General features: G+C 57.7%; 15 protein-coding genes and 2 pseudogenes. 9 read left to right on the top strand and 8 right to left on the bottom strand.

The features are described from left to right. Positions 1–347: 347 nt before the first annotated feature. Positions 348–554 (bottom strand): annotated as a pseudogene (locus AC3IT9_RS16770) (hypothetical protein); the annotation flags it as partial. Positions 555–902: 348 nt separating this feature from the next. Between AC3IT9_RS16770 and AC3IT9_RS16765 the strand changes: the two are divergent. After that, positions 903–2,357, top strand: coding sequence for a TrkH family potassium uptake protein (locus AC3IT9_RS16765; RefSeq protein WP_150758782.1), 1,455 nt, complete (start codon positions 903–905; stop codon positions 2,355–2,357). Between the two features lie 232 nt (positions 2,358–2,589). On the opposite strand, the gene AC3IT9_RS16760 is transcribed toward AC3IT9_RS16765, so the two are convergent. Beyond that, positions 2,590–3,627 carry a helix-turn-helix transcriptional regulator gene (locus AC3IT9_RS16760; RefSeq protein WP_150758783.1) on the bottom strand — a complete coding sequence of 346 codons (1,038 nt, stop codon included), beginning with the start codon at positions 3,625–3,627 and terminating at the stop codon, positions 2,590–2,592. Positions 3,628–3,773: 146 nt separating this feature from the next. Between AC3IT9_RS16760 and AC3IT9_RS16755 the strand changes: the two genes are divergently transcribed. From AC3IT9_RS16755 to AC3IT9_RS16740, 4 genes are all read left to right on the top strand, one after another. Next, positions 3,774–5,594, top strand: coding sequence for a DUF1302 domain-containing protein (locus AC3IT9_RS16755; protein ID WP_150758784.1), 1,821 nt, complete (start codon positions 3,774–3,776; stop codon positions 5,592–5,594). Positions 5,595–5,596: 2 nt separating this feature from the next. After that, positions 5,597–6,949 carry a DUF1329 domain-containing protein gene (locus AC3IT9_RS16750; RefSeq protein ID WP_489273525.1) on the top strand — a complete coding sequence of 451 codons (1,353 nt, stop codon included), beginning with the start codon at positions 5,597–5,599 and terminating at the stop codon, positions 6,947–6,949. Between the two features lie 67 nt (positions 6,950–7,016). Beyond that, entirely contained in the window at positions 7,017–8,447 is a 1,431-nt protein-coding gene (locus AC3IT9_RS16745; RefSeq protein WP_489270423.1) for a DUF1254 domain-containing protein, read from the top strand. Positions 8,448–8,624: 177 nt separating this feature from the next. Further along, positions 8,625–9,635, top strand: coding sequence for an AraC family transcriptional regulator (locus AC3IT9_RS16740; RefSeq protein WP_489270421.1), 1,011 nt, complete (start codon positions 8,625–8,627; stop codon positions 9,633–9,635). 114 nt (positions 9,636–9,749) lie between these two features. On the opposite strand, the gene AC3IT9_RS16735 is transcribed toward AC3IT9_RS16740, so the two are convergent. Further along, positions 9,750–10,694: a LysR substrate-binding domain-containing protein gene (locus AC3IT9_RS16735; RefSeq protein ID WP_150725600.1), complete on the bottom strand. Its 945-nt coding sequence runs from the start codon at positions 10,692–10,694 to the stop codon at positions 9,750–9,752. 181 nt (positions 10,695–10,875) lie between these two features. On the opposite strand from AC3IT9_RS16735, the gene AC3IT9_RS16730 reads away from it, so the two are divergent. From AC3IT9_RS16730 to AC3IT9_RS16720, 3 genes are all read left to right on the top strand, one after another. Continuing rightward, positions 10,876–12,105, top strand: a complete 1,230-nt coding sequence (locus AC3IT9_RS16730) for a CaiB/BaiF CoA transferase family protein (RefSeq protein ID WP_489270420.1) — start codon at positions 10,876–10,878, stop codon at positions 12,103–12,105. Then, positions 12,102–12,896: a methylmalonyl-CoA decarboxylase gene (gene scpB / locus AC3IT9_RS16725; protein ID WP_151214306.1), complete on the top strand. Its 795-nt coding sequence runs from the start codon at positions 12,102–12,104 to the stop codon at positions 12,894–12,896. The genes AC3IT9_RS16730 and scpB overlap by 4 nt, the downstream gene beginning before the upstream one ends. Before the next feature lie 169 nt (positions 12,897–13,065). Then, positions 13,066–14,418 carry an SLC13 family permease gene (locus tag AC3IT9_RS16720; RefSeq protein WP_150725603.1) on the top strand — a complete coding sequence of 451 codons (1,353 nt, stop codon included), beginning with the start codon at positions 13,066–13,068 and terminating at the stop codon, positions 14,416–14,418. Positions 14,419–14,758: 340 nt separating this feature from the next. On the opposite strand, the gene AC3IT9_RS16715 is transcribed toward AC3IT9_RS16720, so the two are convergent. From AC3IT9_RS16715 to AC3IT9_RS16700, 4 genes and pseudogenes are all read right to left on the bottom strand, one after another. Then, positions 14,759–15,244 (bottom strand): DUF6130 family protein, encoded by a 486-nt coding sequence (locus AC3IT9_RS16715; RefSeq protein WP_489270419.1) that lies wholly within the window; start codon positions 15,242–15,244, stop codon positions 14,759–14,761. A gap of 164 nt (positions 15,245–15,408) precedes the next feature. Then, the gene (locus AC3IT9_RS16710; protein WP_489270418.1) at positions 15,409–16,845 is read right to left on the bottom strand and encodes an NAD(P)-binding protein; all 1,437 of its coding nucleotides are present in this window, start codon (positions 16,843–16,845) and stop codon (positions 15,409–15,411) included. A 279-nt stretch (positions 16,846–17,124) separates the two neighbouring features. Beyond that, a complete protein-coding gene (locus AC3IT9_RS16705; protein ID WP_489270417.1) occupies positions 17,125–17,796 on the bottom strand; it encodes an eCIS core domain-containing protein in 672 nt (223 codons plus the stop codon). Positions 17,797–17,946: 150 nt separating this feature from the next. Beyond that, positions 17,947–18,113: pseudogene (locus AC3IT9_RS16700) on the bottom strand (tyrosine-type recombinase/integrase); the annotation flags it as partial. Between the two features lie 120 nt (positions 18,114–18,233). On the opposite strand from AC3IT9_RS16700, the gene AC3IT9_RS16695 reads away from it, so the two are divergent. Further along, on the top strand, positions 18,234–18,998 hold the full coding sequence (locus tag AC3IT9_RS16695; RefSeq protein ID WP_489270416.1) for a tetratricopeptide repeat protein: 765 nt from the start codon (positions 18,234–18,236) through the stop codon (positions 18,996–18,998). Between the two features lie 96 nt (positions 18,999–19,094). Here AC3IT9_RS16695 and AC3IT9_RS16690 read toward each other — a convergent pair whose 3' ends face one another. After that, positions 19,095–19,991, bottom strand: coding sequence for a serine hydrolase domain-containing protein (locus AC3IT9_RS16690; protein ID WP_489270415.1), 897 nt, complete (start codon positions 19,989–19,991; stop codon positions 19,095–19,097). Between the last annotated feature and the right edge of the window lie 204 nt (positions 19,992–20,195).

Below are 20,195 nucleotides of genomic sequence, written 5' to 3'. Positions count from 1 at the left end.
TTGCTGACACTCGCCGTAGGTCGGTGTCGGCTTGTGCTGCCTTTTTGCCAATAGCAGCCAATCATCAAGGGCTGCTATTGACGTGGAGCAGTTAGCGCCCTATTGACGATTACTAATTTTAGCCAAAAAATACTTTGGATGTGCTTACTGTAGTGGTCAACTAATCCCGGACACGACGTTAAGTTTTTTCTCGGCCTGAGCCGGGGCCGCTCATCCGGAGCCTCTATTGGGCAAGCATTCTCGCCTAAATGGGTATCAAAAGTTTAATTAGACCACGAGATATTCAGGGGCTTGCGAGTCGCTCTCGAGCTGCTTATGACGCGATTGGCCACAGCCGATAGCCGTCCCTCCGGCGCCATCATCATTGCGAGCGTCATCTTGATAAATTCCTCATTCCTGTCGATAGCTTCAAGGGCGCCGCGCACATTGTCGGCGACATCGGCCGATCCGCGCTGCTCGACCCAGTTCGAAAGCTCCAAGATGGCGGCTTCAAGGGCAAGCTGGTTTTAGTTGAGCTTGAACAGCAAGGAAGGGAGTAGGTCAGAATTTGGCATCGCGAATCCTCCGTGGAGATTTCAGCGTAGCAGTCACCAATCGTGAGGGAGGGAAGGTGGGGCGGTCGGCAGGAAGCCGGAGGAGGATTTCGGTATCGCGCGCCATCTCGCGCAGCTTGAAGGTTCAGGGCGCGCTACGATGAAACCACCTATTTGAATGCCTTGAGGAAGCGTGTTTCACCGCTCCTGTAGAACCTCGATTTTGGTTGACTGACTTCCTCTGGGCGTGAAGCTGCCCTTTGACGCCCCCAGCCTGACTGATTGCTCGTAGAAGTTTTACGCAAAATTTACGGGGGCTTTAGGGGGGGCATCCGATACTGCGTGGTGCTAATTTGGAACGCTACTGTTATGTCCCTCGCAGCAATTCGGCTTATCGGCTTCATCTTGGGCATTTTTCTGATCACGCTGGCCGTAAGCATGGCTATTCCCATGATCACGCTGGTGGCCTATGAGCGTAGCGACGATCTGTCGGCCTTTCTCTGGTCGAGTTTGATCACCTTCCTCTGTGGCTTGCTGTTGATCGTGCGGGGGCGCCCGGATACTGGCCAGCTTCGCCCGAGGGATATGTACCTGCTGACAACTGGAAGCTGGGTAGTCGTGTGCACCTTCGCAGCGTTGCCAATGGTGTTCATCAGCGATATCAGCTACACCGACGCATTCTTTGAAACGATGTCTGGCATCACAACCACTGGCTCGACGGTACTCACCGGTTTGGATAGCTCATCTCCCGGCTTGTTGATATGGCGCTCCATGCTGCATTGGTTGGGAGGCATCGGTTTTATCGGCATGGCTGTGGCGATCCTTCCACTGTTGCGAGTAGGCGGTATGCGTCTGTTCCAGACAGAGTCCTCAGACTGGTCGGAGAAAGTGACACCGCGTTCCCATGTGGCAGCCAAGTACATCCTACTGCTCTATCTGGGGCTTACTGGCATCGGAGCTCTGGCGCTCTGGCTTGCTGGAATGACGCCATTTGAAGCGGTCAACCACGCAATGTCGTTGATCTCTACCGGGGGGTTCTCAACGTCGGACGCCTCACTTGGGCATTGGGCGCAACCTGCGATTCACTGGGTGGCGGTGGCCATCATGATTCTGGGCAGTCTGCCCTTTACCTTGTACGTTGCGACATTGCGGGGAAATCGGCGTGCGCTGATCAAGGATCACCAGGTACGCGGATTCATTGGGTTCTTGCTCGTCACATCGCTGGCTGTGGGTACCTGGCTGTGTTTTCACAGCGATTACGGATGGTGGGATGCGTTTCGTATCGTGGCAGTCAATGTGACCTCGGTCGTCACGACCACCGGAATTGCGGTTGGCGACTACACGTTATGGGGCAGCTTCGCTGTCTTGCTGTTTTTCTATTTGACCTTTGTCGGTGGATGTTCCGGCTCCACTGCAGGCGGTCTCAAAATCTTCCGTTTTCAGGTTGCTGCCGCTCTGCTGGTCAGTAGTTTGAAGCAGTTGATCCACCCTCGCGCCGTGATTCAGAAGAAATACAACGGTCATCCCATCGACGAGGAGATCTTGCGCTCGCTTTTGACCTTCTCGTTTTTCTTCACCATCACTATTGCCGCCATCGCCTTGGGCCTGGCTCTCATTGGACTTGATTGGACAACAGCGTTGAGCGGTGCCGCTACTGCGGTGTGTAACGTTGGACCAGGGCTGGGCACGATCATTGGACCGGCCGGTAATTTCTCTTCATTACCGGATACCGCCAAATGGCTACTGACCGTTGGAATGCTTCTGGGGCGGCTGGAAATCCTGACTGTGTTGGTACTGGTAACTCCCGTTTTCTGGAGATATTGAGCCACCTTGTCGGGGCCTGAGTCTAAAAGGTACATGGGGGACGAAAATAAATTTGTCGATACCCTCCCAAGGGATAGCGAGTACTTCCATAGAGAGATCAGTAGTCGTTTGGGTTGCCGCTATTTGCCGCTATTTGCCGATTTCTGCCACTGGCGAAGGGCGAAAGTCGACCCATAGCTGACACTCAAGAAAAGCACCAGGAAGGAAACTACCGTTCGATTTATTTCGAACGTCAGTGCTCGTGCAATTTACTAGGGCTTACACCGTACCAACGGCGAAAGGCGCGGCTGAAATTTGAAACTTCGCGGTACCCCAGTTGCTCAGCCACTTCACTCACCGATAGCTTCCCGCTTGAGAGCAGGTCATGCGCCACGTAACGGCGGTGTATTTCCACAATGGCATTGAACGTCCAGCCCTCCCGATGAAGCGCGCGATGCAGCGTGCGCGAGGTGAGGTGCAAGTGCTCGGCCATTTGCTCAAGACCCGGAGGCTGTGCAAGATCGGCCAGCACGGCGTTGGCCACGGCTTCGAACACTGACTCCCGTGCAGTTTGCTCCGCGTAGCTTTTCAAAGCGGCCTCCAATGCCTTGCAAATGGCCGGGCTACCGCCAGGACGTGGTTCGCCCAGGGCCGCCATATCCAGTACCACTTCGTTGCGTGCGGCATCGAACCGAACTTCGCCGGCAAAGAGCTTCAGCCAAGGCTCGGGGTTCTCCGGGCGGGTACGGCAAAAATGGATTTCGCGCACCGCATTGGTGGTTCCAGGCAAGCCCTTGAGGTGCTGGATTTGCAGGGCACCCCAGAAATCCAGTTCTTCTACTGCCGGCTGCAAGGCATGTTCGGGCATCAGGGCCACGTGCAGCAGTCCGTCCTTTACTTCGCCGAGCAAGCTCATATGTCCGGTCCACAACGGCCAATAGCGCGCCAACATGTCCAGTGATTGCATGCGGCTGGGCATCAGTTGCATGAGATAGGCCAGGCCCAGCATTTGCCCGGGATCGTTCTGCCGCGCCGCGGCCAGGCCGATGGCCGGATCATCACTGAGGTCGCGCGCCACTTCCCAGAACCGGCGAGCCAGAAATGCCGGCAGACGCAAATGCGGCTGGCGCAGGCTGGCCAGGCTCACGCCCCAGTCGCTTTGCAGGCGCTGCATGTCCACGCCGCGCGCCTCCAGTTCCAGCACCCCCGAGTTGATGATGCCGACACATAACGACGGTCTATTTCGATGCGCCGGGAAACGATTTGTCGGCCAATGATTAACGATCTTCAAGCAAATCCTCCCATCGTGGCTGTCCCGGCGGCGCAACCCTTTTGCGTCTTCGGCGGCGCGACATAGTACGGCTGAAATTGCCAACCGCCAGCACCTTGCGCGTCGTTACGTACTCACCACTAAAACAAAAACAGGTGAACATGAGCATGAAGCAGCTTGCACCACCACGTACCCGCGCGAGACGCATCAACCACTTGCATCCGGGCTTTTCGGTCGCTGGTATTGCATTGGCGGCGCTGGCCTGCCCAATGGCCCAGGCCACCAGTTGGCAAGTCAATGACGACTGGAGCCTGACCACCAACACCACGCTGACCCTGGGCAACAGTTGGGCCTTGCGCAACGCCGATCCTGATCAACTAACGGTCGCCGATGCTCGTTCTATCGGCAAGCGTGGCGAAGGCATCAACTATAGCGCCGACGACGGCAAGCTCAACTTCGACAAGGGCGACACCATCTCGCAGGTCTTCAAGGGGCTCACCGAGTTTGACTTGAACGATGGCGGGCAGGGCGCCTTCGTGCGTTTCAAGTATTGGTACGACCACGCCTACGAAACCGGAAACGGCGACTTCACCCGGTTTGACGACAGCGGATGGCAGGATCTGGCCAAGTTCCAGGGTTTCGAGGTGCTGGATCTGTATGCGTGGAAAAACTTCGAAGTCAACGATCACCAGCTCAATGTGAAATTGGGTAAACAGGTGCTGTCGTGGGGCGAGGCGCTATTCCTGCAAAACGGCATCAACGCCATCAACCCATTGGACGCCTCGGCCTTCAACCGTCCCGGCGTGGAACTGAAAGAAGGCCAGTTACCGGTCGAGATGCTGAGCTTCAGTTACGACTTGGCAGACACCCTGAGCCTCGAAGGTTTCTATCAGTACAATTTCCGGCCTTCGGTTTTTGATGGCTGCGGTACTTTCTTCTCGGTCAGCGACAATACCCAGGAAGGCTGCCAGTTCAATAAAGTCATCGTCAATCCGCCAGGCAACCTGACCACTGCACAGGCGATCCGGGCCCGTGCCTACGAGACTCGCGGTGCCTCGGATTGGCCGAGCGACGGCGGCCAATATGGCTTGGCTCTGCGCAAGACTCTTGATTCGCTCAATGACGCCGAGTTGGGTTTCTATTACGCCAACTACCACAGCCGCACACCTTTGGTGAACGGCACCGTGCGCACCAGCCTCGCCGCTGGCACGCTGCCCACCGGTACTTACAACACCGTCTACCCGGAAGACATTCGCCTGTTCGGCATCAGTCTCAGCGGGGTGGTCGGTAGCACGGCGGTGTTCAGCGAATTGAGTTACCGGCCCAACCAGCCACTGTCCTTCAACGCTTCCGATGTGGTGGCGACCATCGCCGGTTCCGGTGCCAGCACACCGATCTTCGATGGGGTGGCGCCGCCCTTGGGCAGCGATGTTCAGGGCTACACGCGCAAGAAAGTCTGGCAGTACAGCCTGGGAGCCACCAACAACGTCAGCAACGTGCTCGGTGCGCAGAAGTTGACCTGGGCAGCCGAAGCCGGGGCGAACTGGATCGATGACATCAATCTCAATGAGGAACGGCTCGGTCGCGCCAGTGTGTTCGGTCGGGTGCAGAACAGCGGTGCGGCGTGTTTCACGCCTTCGGCGGGTGGTTTGAGCCCGTCGCAGGCTGCCGACAAGAATGCCGACTTCTGCAACACCCATGGCTATACCACCGGCTTTTCCTGGGGCTATCGGCTGCGCGCGGCATTGGCCTACGAGAGCCTGATTCCGGCCACAGTGGTCACTCCATCATTGAACTTCCGTCATGACGTCGAGGGCTATGGCCCAAACTTCCAGGAAGGCCAGATGGCTGCCGGCGCGGCGCTGACGTTCGACTATCGCAATAACTACTCGTTGGAGCTGGCTTACAACGACTTCTTCGGCACCAACAAATTTTCAACCATCGATGACCGGGATTTCGCTTCGGTCACCCTCAAGGCCAGTTTCTGATGATGACGACTTCCATAACCCGATTGCCCTTCGTTCTTTCCCTGTTGGCGGCATGCTATCTCAGCTCGGTGGAAGCCAAACAGACCGATGCAGTGCGTCTGGACAGTGCCCTTACCACCATGGGCGCCGAGCGCGGCGCCAACGCCGATGGCAGTATCCCGGCCTGGAGCGGTGGCTTGAAACCCGGCGCCGCCGCCGTGAGTGCAACCGGAAACTACGCCGACCCCTTTGCTGGCGAGAAGCCGCTTTACACCGTCGACAAGAGCAACCTTGCGCAGCACAAGGCACAGCTGAGTTCGGGGCAACAAGCGATGTTTGTTCGCTACCCCGACTATCGCATGCGTGTATTCCCGACGCATCGCACCGCGCGCTTGCCGCAGAAGTACCAGGATCAAAGCCGTACCAATCTGAGCGCTGTATCGCTGGAAGAGGGTGGCTACGGCCTCAATGGCTACACGTTCGGCGTGCCGTTTCCGGAGCCAACCGAGGCAATGGAAGTTCTGTGGAATCACATGACGCGTTTTCGAGGCGGCGCGATCCGTCGCGAATTTGCCTCTGCCGTAGTCCAGGCCCGTGGCGATTCCACGGTGGTGACGTATGACGCATTGAGTGCCTTTCGTGAGAACGTCGCCGACGTCGAGCCGGACGCCAATCTTCTCTACTTCACCCGGGTGCTGACCCAGACGCCTTCGCGATATTCCGGCGAAGTGACGCTGATCCAGGAACCGCTGAACCAGATCGCGGAACCCCGTGCGGCTTGGCAGTACATCCCTGGCCAGCGCCGGGTTCGTCGAGCGCCGACGGTGGCCTATGACAACAGCGCCCGTTACAGCTTCGGCCAGGTGGTGTCGGACAGCGTCGACGGCTATAACGGCGCGCCGGATCGCTACGACTGGAAACTGATCGGCAAGCAGGAAATGCTGGTCGGCTACAACGCCTTCCAACTTGCCAACAAAGACCTCAAGTACACCGATCTGCTTACGCCCGGTTACCTCAACCCGGATCTGGTGCGCTACGAAAAACACCGCGTGTGGGTGATCGAGGCGACGCTCAAACCCTCGGCCAGGCATGTCTACGCCAAGCGACGTTTCTACATCGACGAAGACACCTGGCAAATCATGGCGTCGGACATCTATGACAGCCGAGGTGAGTTGTGGCGCAACTACGAGTCGTACCTGACTCAGCAACACGACGTCGAGTTGCCGTTCACCGCCCTGGAAGCGACCTATGATCTGATTTCCGGCGGTTACGCAACCAACTACATGACCAACGAAGTACAGAAAAAAATGGATGTCGGCTTCATCACCGAGAAAGCCGAATTCACTCCGGCGCAACTCAAACGCCTGGGCAAGTAAGCGACTGCCGGAGCCTGTCTGTCGGGTTCCGGTGTTTGCCCACGCTTCTGCTTCAAAGGATAAGCACATGCAAGATTTCAACGATGTGAATGATCTGTTCGAGCAGCGTCGCCGCCTGCTCAAGGGTTTCGCCGCTGCCGGCCTGATCGGCGGGTTGAGCGCCATTTTGCCGGGTGGCCGGGTACTGGCCGCCAATAACCGTGAAGAACAGGCCTATCAGTTGGGGATGGCCGCGTACGTGTACGGCTATCCGCTGATCTACTTCGCCCGGTTGCGCTATACGCGGATGATGGAAGGCGACCCGATGAACGGGATCAAGCACCGCTATGGCGCCTTCGTTCATCGTCGCCATACGGTCACTCCGGCAGTGCCGGGCATGCCACAGACCGATACGCTCTACTCCAACTTCTGGGGCGACCTGCGTGAAGAGCCGCTGTTGCTGCGCATTCCGCCGATCACTTCGCGTTACTGGAGCATCCAGCTGTGCGATCTGTTCGGCGTGGGCTTCGGCGTGCCCAATCACCGTGAATTCACCGATGGTGCATTGATTGCACTCGTCGGCCCCGACTGGCAAGGCACGCTGCCTGGCGCAGTGGCCAAGGTCTATCGCGCACCTTCGCCGTTGCTGTTTGGCCTGTTGCGCCTGTACTTCGCTGATGATGCCGACCGGCAACAGGTCATCGCGTTGCAGGAGCGATTCGAATTGTTCCCACTAAGTGCGCACGGACAGTCCGGCTGGCAGGCACCACCGGCTCAGGTCTTCCAACCTGCGAGCATACAGACTGACCCGCTGGCCGATTTCAAGACACTGCAACTGATGTTGCGCGAATGCCCGCCACCCCACAGCGACGCTGGATTGCTCGCAAGCTTCGCGACGATTGACCTGGACACCAGCAATACACCGGATTTCTCCGCACTGGATGAGCCCGCACGCCGTGGCTTGATGCGGGCTGAAGTTGATGGCCGTGCGAAAGTAATCACTACCACCAAGAACATGGCGGGCAACCTGTCGAGCAATGGTTGGCTTTATCCGCTCAAGCACATCGGTACTTACGGCGACGACTACGCCTATCGGGCCAGCATGGCATTACTTGGCACCGTAGCATTGCCGATCAGCGAAACGATCTACCTGATTTACCAGAAGGACGCGACCGGCCATTTGCTCGATGGTAACGCGCAGTATCGCGTGACGTTCCCTGCCGGCAAGCTGCCGCAGGCTAATGCTTTCTGGTCACTGCATTTGTACCGTTACGAGGGCTATTCGGTAATCCCCAATGCCCTGAACCGTTACTCGGTTGGCAACCGTTCGCACCTGGTGGCAGATGCCGACGGGTCGATCACCCTGTACCTACAAACCAGCGACCCGGGTGAGGAGAAAACCGCCAACTGGTTACCGACCGAGGCCGGAAAACCATTCCTGATGATCCTGCGGGGCTATGAGCCTACGGGTGACTTTGCTGCACTGACCTGGCCCGGTCCAGCCGTCAGCCGCGTCTGACGGATATTGCTTCGCTCCTTCATCGACCCTTGGGGCCATGCCCCCTCGAACCGCCCTGAACTGAACCTTTGGGGCGCTTTTTTTGTTCTTGCGAAACCCTCGACCGACAGCCATTCTTCGCGATAAACCTTGACTCCTTCTCTTGCCATGAAGCCTCTTGCATCTTCCCAAGCAACCTTGGTCCAGACAACCCTGGCTACCGTCGTTAGTGCCATCGCCAACACCCTGCGCGGCGAGTACGGTATCGAGCCTGAACCGGTGCTGCTCGGGGTTGGCATCGACCCTGCGGTAATGCAGGCGACTGAGTTGCGCCTGAACGTCACGATCCTCAGTCCACTGTGGCTTCGCTGTGTCGAGTTGACCGGCGATGAAGCCTTTGGCCTGCGCGTGGCGCGCTACATGTTGCCAGCGCAGTTCTACGGCATCGACCTGGCACTCAGTACCAGTGCCACCTTTGGTGAAGCCTTACAGCGCCACGTGCAAATTATTCGCGTGTTATCCACCAGCGCACTCCCCCAACTGACCACCGAAGCCAACGGCGACCTGCGTCTGGAAATTCGTCAGCATGGCCCGCACCGCCACACCGACGCGGCGCTCGATTGCTTTTATCAGGGGGTCTACATTCGACTGTTCGAACGCCAGACTGGCCTTCAGGCGCGGCACTTGCTGCGTCGTCTTGAACTGTCACGACACCCCCCCGCAGATCCGGGCCCCTGGCAGGCACTGGGACTGCCGGTGATCTTTGGCTGCCCTTGCAGTGCCATGGTGTTCAAAGCCAAGAGCCGGACTCTGGTCCTACCGGGCGCCAACCCGCATCTGTTGGCGCAATTGGAGCAACCTATTTTGCAATACCTGGCGCAACTCGGCTTGCCGCTGCCGCCCAGTGCCTTACGCGCACGCTTGGCCGAGATGTTTACGGATGCTCCGAATCTGGAGCGACTCGCCATGGCGCTGGAAATCAGCACACCGTTGCTGCGCAAAAACCTCAGCGAACAAGGCGTGACGTTCAGCCAACTGCTCGATCAGGCTCGTGAGGCCCAAGCCCTGGTGCTATTGGCCAACCCTACCCTGAGCCTGGAACAAGTGGCCGACAGGCTGGGTTTCAGCAGTGCCAGTAGCTTAGTCCGCGCCTTTCGTCGATGGCAAAACAACACACCCGCCAACTATCGACGGCAAATACTTGGTTGAAAGTCAGGCGGTCAGCATTGAGATTGCACTACCGACAAAAAACAGCGGCTCAATGACCGCTGATGGCCGATAACTGCCCGTCGCGAAGGGCCGCAGTCGACCCAAAGCAGCCCGTCAGTAGTCTTGGAGGTTCTTTCCTTTGACCAGTTCATCTGCCCACCCCGGCTGCCGCTCGAATTCCTCGAACAGCTCGAAAATGGTCGACTTGACCTTCTGCACGGCATTGCTCTCTACAACCGTGTCATGCCAGCACAGCGAAAGATCCCGCTTGAACAGTCGATGATCGATCCTGGCCAGCTTGAGCCTGTGTTGCACAAGCTCAACATGGGCCGCGGCCCACGGCAGGATCGTGACACCGAGCTGTGCCTTGACGGCTGAGAACAACAGGTCGGTGGAATTGGCTTCGAATTCAACCTCGCATTTCAGGCCGGCCTCCTGCAATGCAAATTCGACCCGACTGCGAATGGTGTTCGGAGCACAGGGCAGCACCAGCGGCATCTTCGCCAATGCCTCAATCGACACCGGTTCATCCGATAATGCAAATTCCGGCCACGCCACCAAGTACAGCGTTTCGGTTAACAGCCGCCGGAAAGCCACGCCCCGGGTTTCGACCGCATCGACATTCACCGCCAGTGCCACTCGTCCTACCGTGATCAGACGTCCGAGTTCGGCGCTCGGAGCATCGATCAATTCCAACTTGATGCCCGGATAACGGCTGCGAATCGTGCGCGCGAGCGGAATTGCCAGCATGCGCGCCGTACTCGACGGCATGCCGACCGAGACTTTGCCTTGCGGGAATTCGGCGTCCTGGCGCAGCAGTTCGTGGGTGCCGTCGGCCTGGCGCAGCAGTTCGATGGCATGCCGATAAAGCGTTTGCCCAGCCGCCGTGGGAACAACGCCATGCACGCTGCGCTCGAGCAGTTGCATGCCCATGTCCTGTTCCAGGTTGCGCATCTGCTGGCTGATGGCTGGCTGCGCGATATGCAGCGTTTCACTGGCGCGGGTGATGTTCGCGCACTCGACCACCTTGATGAAATACCGCAACTGGCGCAGGTCCATGTGTACCCTCCTAAGCCATAGGAATTTCCGATGGGTTTAGAGAAATATCATATTTGAAGGATATGAGATACGGCGCCTAGACTCGTCTCACAACACGAAGCGCTAACGGTCGTCAAAGGCGAGTAGCGCTTCAAAGGCCTTGGCGCAATGGCCCGTATTCAACCCTTCAATGGAGAATCCCATGCAAGCTTTGCAAGGCGTGAAAATCGTCGACCTGAGTCGCGCACTGTCGGGGCCGTTCTGCACCATGGTGCTGGCAGACCTCGGTGCCGATGTGATCAAGATCGAGTCCGGCCCGACTGGCGATATGAGCCGCACCTGGGGCCCCTTCGACCGGGGCGTGAGCACCTACTATTTATCGTGTAACCGCAACAAGCGCGGCATGTGCATTGACTTGCGCAATCCCGAAGGGTTGACCACCATCCGGCAGCTGGTCGATGACGCCGACGTCGTCATCGAGAACTTCAAGCCTGGCACGCTGGAAAGCATGGGCCTCGGTTATGAGGTGCTCAGCGCCCGCAATCCGCGACTGGTAATGGGCAGCATTAACGCCTTTGGCGCCGACGGGCCGATGAGCAGTTGGCCGGGCTTCGACCAGATCGCCCAAGGCTACTCGGGGCTGATGAGCCTGACCGGTTTCGTCGATGGCGACCCGACACGCACCGGCACCGCCATCGGCGATTTGACTTCGGGCATGTGGTTGGTGACAGCGGTGCTGGCCGCGCTGCTCGAGCGCGAGCGCACCGGGCGCGGCCAACATGTCAGCACGTCGCTGCTGGGCAGTCTCGTCGGGTTGCTGAGTGTGCACGGCCAACGCTACCTCAGCCTGGGGGATGTGCCGCGCCGCACCGGCAACGCCCATTCGGTGATTGCACCTTACGGCGTGTTCCAGACAAAGGATGGCCCGCTCAATCTGGCGCCGATCACCTCGGCCATGTGGGGGCGTTTGTGCGTACTGCTCGATTTGCCCGAGCTGCCGGACGATCCGCGCTTCGCCACCAATGAAGCGAGGGTCGAACGTCGTGACGAATTGAGAGAGATTCTGGAAAGTCGTTTGAAAACCCGCAGCAAACGCGAGTGGACCTCGCTGTTCGTCGACGCAGGATTACCCGCCGGCCCGATCAACACACTCGATGAGGTCTTCGACGATCCGCAGGTGCTGCACAGCCAACTGACCGAGACACTCACGCACCCGACACTTGGTGCACTGCGTCAGGTAGTGACCCCGGTGTTCTGCGCCACTGACAGCGTTGTCAGTCGCCCACCGCCACTGCTTGGCGAACACACCGTCGAAGTATTGCGCGAAGCCGGTTTCGACGCTGCATCGATCAACGCACTGCTCGCCGCTAAAATAGTGTTCCAGAACTCCGATGACATGACCGGCGCGCAATCGACAGGAGCCGCACAATGAATCCAGCCTCTTCCGCAACCGTGATCGTCAACCGGGTCGATGAACGCATCGCGCGGCTGGTCTTCAGCAACCCCACACACCGCAATGCACTCAGCGCGCAACTGCTGACGGCGCTCGACGAAAGTCTCGTCGCCCTGGCGTCACAACGCATCCCGGTGGTGATCCTCGGCAGCGAAGTCGGCCAATCCGTATGGAGTGCCGGCCACGATATCCGCGAACTGCAACACGACCGCGACCCGATTGCCTATGGCAAACCGCTCGAACAGGTATTGCGCCGCATCCGCGCCTATCCCGGCGTGGTGATTGCCCTGGTGTCTGGCTCGGTGTGGGGCGGCGCGGTGGATCTGGTCATGAGCTGCGACATGGTCGTCGCAGACCACAGCGCAAGCTTCGCCATGACGCCAGTGAACATTGGATTGCCGTACACCACCAGTGGATTGCTGCGCTTCTTCAACAATTTGCCGATTCATGTGTTGAAGGAGATGTTTTTCACTGCACAGAAGCTCGATGCGCAGCGGGCGCAACGGTTTGGTCTGGTCAACCGACTGGTCGACACTGATGTGCTGGAAGCGACTGCGCTGGAACTGGCACACGGCATCGCCAGCAAAGCGCCGCTGGCCGTTGCGGCGGTCAAGGAACAGCTGCGTATCCTCGAAGACCTGCAACCGATTCCGGTGCAGGCGATGGAGCAGATTGCCGAACTGCGCCGACAAGCCTGCGAAAGTGCTGACTTTGGCGAAGGACTGGCAGCCTTTGCCGAGCGCCGGCCAGCAGCATTTAATGGCAATTAGCACGACAGATTTGAAAGCTTCTGTGTTCGTAAGACCGACTTCGCAGGCAAGCCACGCGTCCTCGTTTCGGCACGCTCGGCCCGACGTGAGTCGATTGCTAAACATCCCGAAACAATAACAACAAGGACGGTACCTGCGGGACCGTCCGAATGCGGGGAGTCAGATTGAAATGAGTAATGAAATTCTGTCGATTTTAGTGCTAGTGGTCATTTTCGGCATCGCCAGCGTGTTGCCCATCAACATGGGCGCGCTGGCGTTCGCAGCGGCCTTTATCGTCGGTTCGGTGATAATGGACATGACATCGGCGACCATCTTCGCCGGCTTTCCCAGTGACCTGTTCCTGACGTTGGTCGGTGTCACCTATTTGTTCGGCATCGCCCAGAACAACGGCACCATCGACTGGCTGATCGAACGGGCAGTGTTGATGGTGCGTGGCCATGTCGCCTGGATACCCTGGGTGATGTTCGTGGTGGCGGCGCTGCTCACCGGTTTCGGTGCGCTGAGCCCTGCGGTGGCAGCGATCCTCGCGCCTATTGCTCTCAACTTCGCCGTGCAGTACCGCATCAACCCGGTGCTCATGGGGCTGATGGTGATTCACGGCGCTCAGGGCGGCAGTTTCTCCCCTGTGAGTATTTTCGGTGGCATAACCAATCAGATCGTTGCGTCCTCAGGGCTGCCTTATGCGCCGTTCACTCTGTTCATCGCCAGCCTGCTGTTCAACCTGGGGATTGCCATGGTGGTATTCGTAGTCTTCGGTGGTTTACGTAGCGCTCGCCTGTCATTGGTGGCGGTCCCGTCCGGTCCCGAGTTGCATGCTGCTGGTGCATCGCTGGCCATTCTTGGCCACGGCGGTACGCCGGCGTCCCCTGCTTATCATCGTACTGACCTGACGGGTGCCGGTGCGCCGCTACAGACCCTCAGCGGCCTGGACGGGGCCAAGCTGTCGACGCTGGTCGGGCTGTTGGCCCTGGCGATCTCGGCATTAGTGTTCAAGTTCAATATCGGGTTGGTGGCCATGACGGTCGCGGTAGTCCTGGCCATGTTCGCGCCTAAGGCGCAGAAGGCGGCCATTGACAAGGTCAGCTGGTCGACTGTTCTGCTGATCACCGGGATCATCACTTACATCGGCGTGATGCAGACCATCGGTACCATCGACTATGTCGCCCATGGCATCTCCGGCTTGGGTGAACCGCTGCTGGTCGCTTTGCTGCTGTGCTTCACTGCCGCAATTATCTCGTCCTTCGCTTCGTCCACGGCGTTGCTAGGGGTGATCATTCCCCTGGCCGTGCCATTCTTGAGCCAGGGCCACATCAGTGCGGTCGGCGTGGTCGCGGCTATCGCCATTTCCACCACTATCGTCGACACCAGCCCGTTCTCCACCAATGGTGCGCTGGTGGTTGCCAATACCCCCCCGCAGGAGCGAGAAAAAGTGTTGCGCAGCCTGCTGATCTACAGCGCGGTGGTTGCCCTGGTGGGACCCTGTGTTGCCTGGTTGACCCTGGTGGTGCCCGGGGTGCTCTGAGCTATCGGGTCAGGCCCTGATCAGCCTGATGGACTCAATTTTTCCGCCCCCCGCCCTGGATAATTCAGCACAAGCTGGACATGCGCCTTCCCCCCTGTAGCCAGGGTCGCATCGTCCGCGGTGAAGTAGGGGGCTGTGATTGTTCGGGGCCTTCTGCCTGTCGCGAAGGACAGGAGACGGCCAATTGGCGGTCTTTCAGATGATGCGCCGTACTGCATTCACTTCATTGAACTGGGACGAGGTTGATGTGGAGCGGCTTGAACTAATAAAACGTGTGGTGATGGAACCCACCCGTGCTGTCCTGCTCACACCACCGCAGTTAGCTATGAACACTCAACAGTTATGGTTTTACTGCGTGATCATCGTCAATCTGGGGACCATCCGTTGGTTTCTTCTCCGGAACTATAAAACTCACTGTCGTACTGGTGAGGATTTTGTGAGTCGGGTCGGCCACTTCAAGAAGAACCTTGTGAGTGCCGGGCGTCAGTCCAACCAGGATAATCGGGTCTTCGCTGGTGTGCGCCCATGTACCTTTCCAGTCGTCGACGGTCACGTGGAGGTGACCGAGACGTGGTGATACATCAACAGCCGCTTTGCCAAATACCGGCATGATCCTGGCGTGTTCTGCTCGATACTGGATAATGACAACACCGCGGGCGAGCGGCTCTGCAAGCGGCGGGTAAGCAATGAGTTTTGGCGCAGTCTCGGATTCCAATGGAAGTATTGCCGGTGGGGAATCGGTGTCTGCTACCCCTTGCCCGCACACGGCTGTGCAAAAGAAGACACCCAAAGCCAGGGCCAATAGATTTCCGGTAACGAGGGACATGGTGTTTTTCTCCCGCGTGGTTTCATTCAAGCCTGGATCAAACCGGGTATTTCCTGGTGTTCATTTGAAATTGGAATCACCCACGTATTTCATCGACACAGACTGACAGTTTTTGGCCGGTTCCTGTCTGCGGGAGCAGGCAACAACCGACCCGATTCATTCGCTCAGGACTCTTGCGCTGAACCTGCTACGGCCTGCAAGAGCCTGGGGATATTTTCCAAGGCTTTCTTTCTGGCTTCAGTAAATCGGTTCAACACTGCCAGCTTTTCAGGATCCCCCTCCTGCAGGCTTCTCATCACTATCGGCAAAAGGTGCAGATGGCACTGCGCAAGCCAGTTGGACAACCCCGCGTGGTTCTTCCATTGCCGTTGATTGCCAAGATAAGCGGCCCACATTCTGACCCAGTCCACCGGTGAGCGTGGTAGTGGGACAATCGCGCATAGTTTATTCATCTGCATCTGATCGTCGAAGTGACTTTCCACGTATGCGATTACTGCGGCACTGAACAAGATCTGATAACTGCTTACTGTCATCAAGTTGATGCGATTGCCATCAAATGCTTTCACGATTCCATCAGGAATAATTGGGACCGCGCTTGCGCTGCAGTCGACGTAAAGGGCGTCGGAATCTCCAGCGATGCAGCCCCTTTCGAGGGATATGCGGCTGGCTTCAATCGCGCAAACCCGCCCCAGACGCACTACATTGCTTATGCGCCGTAGTGCACGCAATTCACCCTGTGAAATGGTCGCAGCGCGGAAAGCGGTGGGTTCGACGGCTTTATCGATGCGCACCAGTTCGCCGACACTTTCGAGTCTGAGGAATAGGTCCGGGATCGAATCTGCAGCACCTATTGCTTCGAACTGGTTCGCGAGGCTACCGATTGTTCGTACAACATTCTCCTGGCCGGGTTGAAGGTTGGCGCGGTCAAGCAGCCAGGGGTCGTTTGGAACGATCCATTGAATCCTGCCTGGTGCCACGCCATTCTGCAGCAGCCACAGACAGGCATCGATGCCGGTCTTTCCTCCTCCCACCACCACGTAACGCAAGTAAGGCTGTCTGATCTTTGGCAAGTCGTTCAGCGGTAGGCACCGTATCCCGGGCTCTATCCGGTAATGCGGTGGATGGGTCGAAGGAACGGCTGTCTGTGCAATAGTCGCGTCCACCAGCTTCCTGCGCACCTGGACAAGGTTACTTTCGCCGGTGACCAAGGATGTGATGCGATGATTATTGCTGCGATCACCTTCGTAGTTGTGCATCGGAAAATATTGCACCCGACCTGACGGCAAGAATCGATGATGCATAAGCTGATCGAAGTAACTGACAACCTCGGCGCCTGAGGCCAATTCATATAAGCCACCGCCCCATTCGGATTCGTCTTTTTGGCCGGAGCCCAGCTCGCAGGAGTTAACGCCATAGAAGGCAGACGGCTGGTGCAAGCGGACGAACGAGTAGGCATCGTTCCAATGTCCACCAGGTTGAGCATGTCGATCCACCATCAACACACTCGCATCCGACTCATCGAGCAATGTATCGACGAAGGCCATAGCTGTTGCCCCCGCGCCGATAACCAGATAATCCGTCGCTATGGTGGTTGTGTTCATAGGTATGCCCTAATGACGGGCGAATACACGCCTCCATCGAATCAGGCTAGTTCATTTCGCTTGTCGTAAAAGAACAGTTGTTCCTTACCTAAATTGCCAACGGATTTAACGACTCTCTAAATCCCATGACACTCATCCTGCAACGCGCTTCTCGCTTGCGTTGGCGGGGAGTTGTAGGGCGCTGTGTATACGTCAGCGACGCAAGCCCACGGCAGGTGTTCACGACGTTTATCGGGCGGTGGCTGCCTTTCGCGAAGGGCTGCAAGCAACCCTTTGAACTCAAGGATTTCGAGGAAGCTCTGGCTGGGCCGCGCTGACTCTTAGCGCTCTGGCTACCTGGGTTTGAATCTCGTAGGCAGGCGCCTCAACGGTTGTGTAATCACGGGTATAGCGAGTGGCAAACTCGCGAACGCCCCATTGCAGGTACTGCTGCACGTGCTTCAATTCATGCGCCCATAGCGCGACATTGTTAAGTGCATCATCGGGACTGCGAAAGACGATGATGTCCATAAGGGTGACCGCACTTACATCGGGATTCTGCAGCATGGTGTGTGCGGCGTTCAGCTCTGCATCATCGCCTACCTTGTAGCGAGCCGAATCGAGCACTTGGATGTCATAGTAGGGTTCGAGCTGGGCTCGGATATTCAGCGGGATTGTCCGAATATCGTCAGTTGCCGCGGTGTTGCGCGATTGCACAATCCAATTCTGCAATCCAGAGGCCGCCATTTGGTTCATGTTTTCGAAAATCTCCCCAGTTTCCTCTTTGGAGCCTGGAGCACAAAAACAAGCGACCATGCAGACTTGGTACTGTCCTTGCGGGCAGGCGAAAACAGCGGATGAAGTGCCAACGGAAAAGAGCGGTATCGCTAACCGGAAAATTTGACGCAAAAAGACAGTTAACAATTGGTTCTCCCAAAGGCAATGGTGGTCGGCAGACGATACTTTGGGCATCTGGCGCCCGCTGTCCTGCCAGGTGTTGGACCGCTGGACTACCGTTCGATTCCCTGAGTTCCACAACTTCTTCAGGCCATCTCCAACATTGCCTGAAAGGCCGCGCCTGGCCGCAAAGCGACGGTCTAACCACTACCGTCGCAGTGGAAGTCAGACTTCCGTCTGTTCCGCCATTTCAAGAGCATCGTCGACCTCGATTTCCAGGTACCTGACGGTGCTTTCAAGTTTCGTATGACCAGGCAGGCGTTGGACAGCGCTTAGGTTCGTCGTAGCGTGTGAGTGCCGTACAAGTTTGGGTCAAGGCCAATGGTCGTCACCCCAAGCGGGAACTTCAGGGTACTGGCCAGGTCTATTGCAGCCCTGTATCGCAGATGCCGAGCAGCGCTGTGGTCTGTTTTACGGCAGCGCCGTCCTAGATCAGCCGAGTCCGCCCCCTGATGCCAACCAAGAGTTTTCTGTCGGGTCTCATCCTGGCGTTCTGCGCCGTCGCGTCGCTTTGTTCGGTTGCTGCCGAGCGAAGAGTGCCCTCGCAAAGTAACAGCGCATCAACCACCCTGATCGAAACCGCCTCGCGGCAGTATGAGAATGGCCAGTTGGACCAGGCCGCTGCCACGCTGGAGCGTGCCCTGCATATCCAGCCTAACAATCCCGCGACGCTGCATTACCTTGGTGTGTTGCGTCTACAGCAGGGGCAGTACCAGCAGGCTGAAACCCTGGCGGCGCGCTCGAACATGCGGGTTGGTCGCAACGTCGAGTTGCGCAACCGCAACTTCCAATTGATCCAGGCGGCGCAGCAGGCCCAATCTTCGGGTACCCCACCCAATGCCAAAGAGGACCAGGTCGCAGTACAGAAGGGGCTGGAAGAGGAGACCCAAAGGCGCCGCGAAGCGGAAATGGCGGTTGTTGAGCAATCCACTCCGGACACTGGGCGCGAAGCTGGCAACTTCGCTAGCGCACAGACAGATCGGGTTGCGGATGCACCGACGGCTGGCAGAGCCGGGCCCGAAGGAAAATTGCAAATGGCTAATGTCGAGCCAGAGCGGGCGTACGCCGAGGTTGAGATTCCCCGCGGTCATATGCCGCCTCCGGGCAAATGCCGAATTTGGTTTCCTGATCGTCCGCCGGGGCATCAGCCTGCACCCGGCAAATGCAAGAAGCTGCGATATCGGGTTCCCTCAGGGGCCTACCTGGTGCGCGGTTGAGTTTCTGAGTGTCCACTTCTGGCCGATTGTTGTCTCGCGAAAGGCAGCCTTCCAAAGCGGTCACTCGAAAAATCATCAGGCAGGCCCTAACAGGACTTAGGCGTCTTCAGCACCCTCTTGTAAGGCTTGCATCAATCTTCGGACGACGTGGGCTTCGACGGCGCCTTCACTGGCGCCCGTCTCAAAACCAGCGCAACAGGCCGATGCGTTGCCATCGCAGATACGGTAAACGGCGATGACACTGCCAGGCCCACAGCCTGTGTGTCCGCGTAGGGTAAAGCCGCCTTCAATCGAACCCTGCATCAAACCAAGGCCATAGCCCGGGGTAATCCATGGGCGTCCTGGAATCGGACCGCCCAATGTTTTTGCTGTCTGCATTTCCTGGAGCAAGCCCGGGGAGAGGAGGTGTCCCGCGAGAAGTCGATCCAGAAAAAGCGCTGCTTGCGAAATGGGGCCGATCAGCAAGCCGTGATATACCCAGGCGGGGTCATAATTTGATGGGTTTCCAAGGTGGGAATTTTGTAAATCTGATCGCGTTTTAGCGAAGCGAACGCTCGACAGGCCCAAAGGCGTCAGTGCACATCGACTCACTGCCTCTTCAAGCGCCAGATCAGTTACCCGTTCAATAAGCCTGCCTATGAGAAAGTAGCCTACATTCGAGTAACGCCACCCGGTTCCAGGGCTATATCGAAGCCGAGCACCATCAAGGCGTTGCATCATTTCAGCTGCCGACCAGGCTGCCTCATTGTTAGCGACGGCAGCGTGATAATCCGCAAGTTCGCCATAATCGGCGAGGCCTGCTTCATGCCGCAGTAGCTGGCGCAACGTGAAAGGTTGGTCAAGGATCGGGGCATCCAATCCGACCATCCCATCACGCACCAACGATAGGGCGGTCGCGGCCAAGGCTGTTTTCGTAAAGCTCCACCATGGGGCCATCAGTTCCGATCGGTCAGCCGTTAGTGACTGACCATTCGATACAAGTGAACTCAGCATTGACTTCCCTGGAGTTTTGAACGGATCGACAGCTCAACAAGATATCCCATTCAGCCTTATCCTGAGACCGTTGGGCCTGTTGTACTGTTTGAATGGCTGCTACCGACCTGGAGCAGTCGGCGAACAGAATAATGGCAAATTTGCGGCTATGCTTGGTCTGCTATCGAAACTGATCAGGCAGTCCGGCAGGCAGCGCGGAAATGA

Source organism: Pseudomonas sp. KH_046_1 (assembly GCF_057839025.1).
The sequence above is the reverse complement of the archived record's forward strand: the minus strand, read 5'-3'. Positions and strand labels throughout refer to the sequence as shown.

Bases quoted from the DNA above. Each gene is read 5' to 3' on its own strand.
- AC3IT9_RS16695 (WP_489270416.1), top strand. From the start codon at position 18,234: ATGCCAACCAAGAGTTTTCTGTCGGGTCTCATCCTGGCGTTCTGCGCC.
- AC3IT9_RS16705 (WP_489270417.1), bottom strand. From the start codon at position 17,796: ATGCCCAAAGTATCGTCTGCCGACCACCATTGCCTTTGGGAGAACCAA.
- scpB (WP_151214306.1), top strand. From the start codon at position 12,102: ATGAATCCAGCCTCTTCCGCAACCGTGATCGTCAACCGGGTCGATGAA.
- AC3IT9_RS16755 (WP_150758784.1), top strand. From the start codon at position 3,774: ATGAAGCAGCTTGCACCACCACGTACCCGCGCGAGACGCATCAACCAC.
- AC3IT9_RS16720 (WP_150725603.1), top strand. From the start codon at position 13,066: ATGAGTAATGAAATTCTGTCGATTTTAGTGCTAGTGGTCATTTTCGGC.
- AC3IT9_RS16715 (WP_489270419.1), bottom strand. From the start codon at position 15,244: ATGTCCCTCGTTACCGGAAATCTATTGGCCCTGGCTTTGGGTGTCTTC.
- AC3IT9_RS16690 (WP_489270415.1), bottom strand. From the start codon at position 19,991: ATGCTGAGTTCACTTGTATCGAATGGTCAGTCACTAACGGCTGACCGA.
- AC3IT9_RS16710 (WP_489270418.1), bottom strand. From the start codon at position 16,845: ATGAACACAACCACCATAGCGACGGATTATCTGGTTATCGGCGCGGGG.
- AC3IT9_RS16745 (WP_489270423.1), top strand. From the start codon at position 7,017: ATGCAAGATTTCAACGATGTGAATGATCTGTTCGAGCAGCGTCGCCGC.
- AC3IT9_RS16730 (WP_489270420.1), top strand. From the start codon at position 10,876: ATGCAAGCTTTGCAAGGCGTGAAAATCGTCGACCTGAGTCGCGCACTG.
- AC3IT9_RS16765 (WP_150758782.1), top strand. From the start codon at position 903: ATGTCCCTCGCAGCAATTCGGCTTATCGGCTTCATCTTGGGCATTTTT.
- AC3IT9_RS16750 (WP_489273525.1), top strand. From the start codon at position 5,597: ATGACGACTTCCATAACCCGATTGCCCTTCGTTCTTTCCCTGTTGGCG.
- AC3IT9_RS16735 (WP_150725600.1), bottom strand. From the start codon at position 10,694: ATGGACCTGCGCCAGTTGCGGTATTTCATCAAGGTGGTCGAGTGCGCG.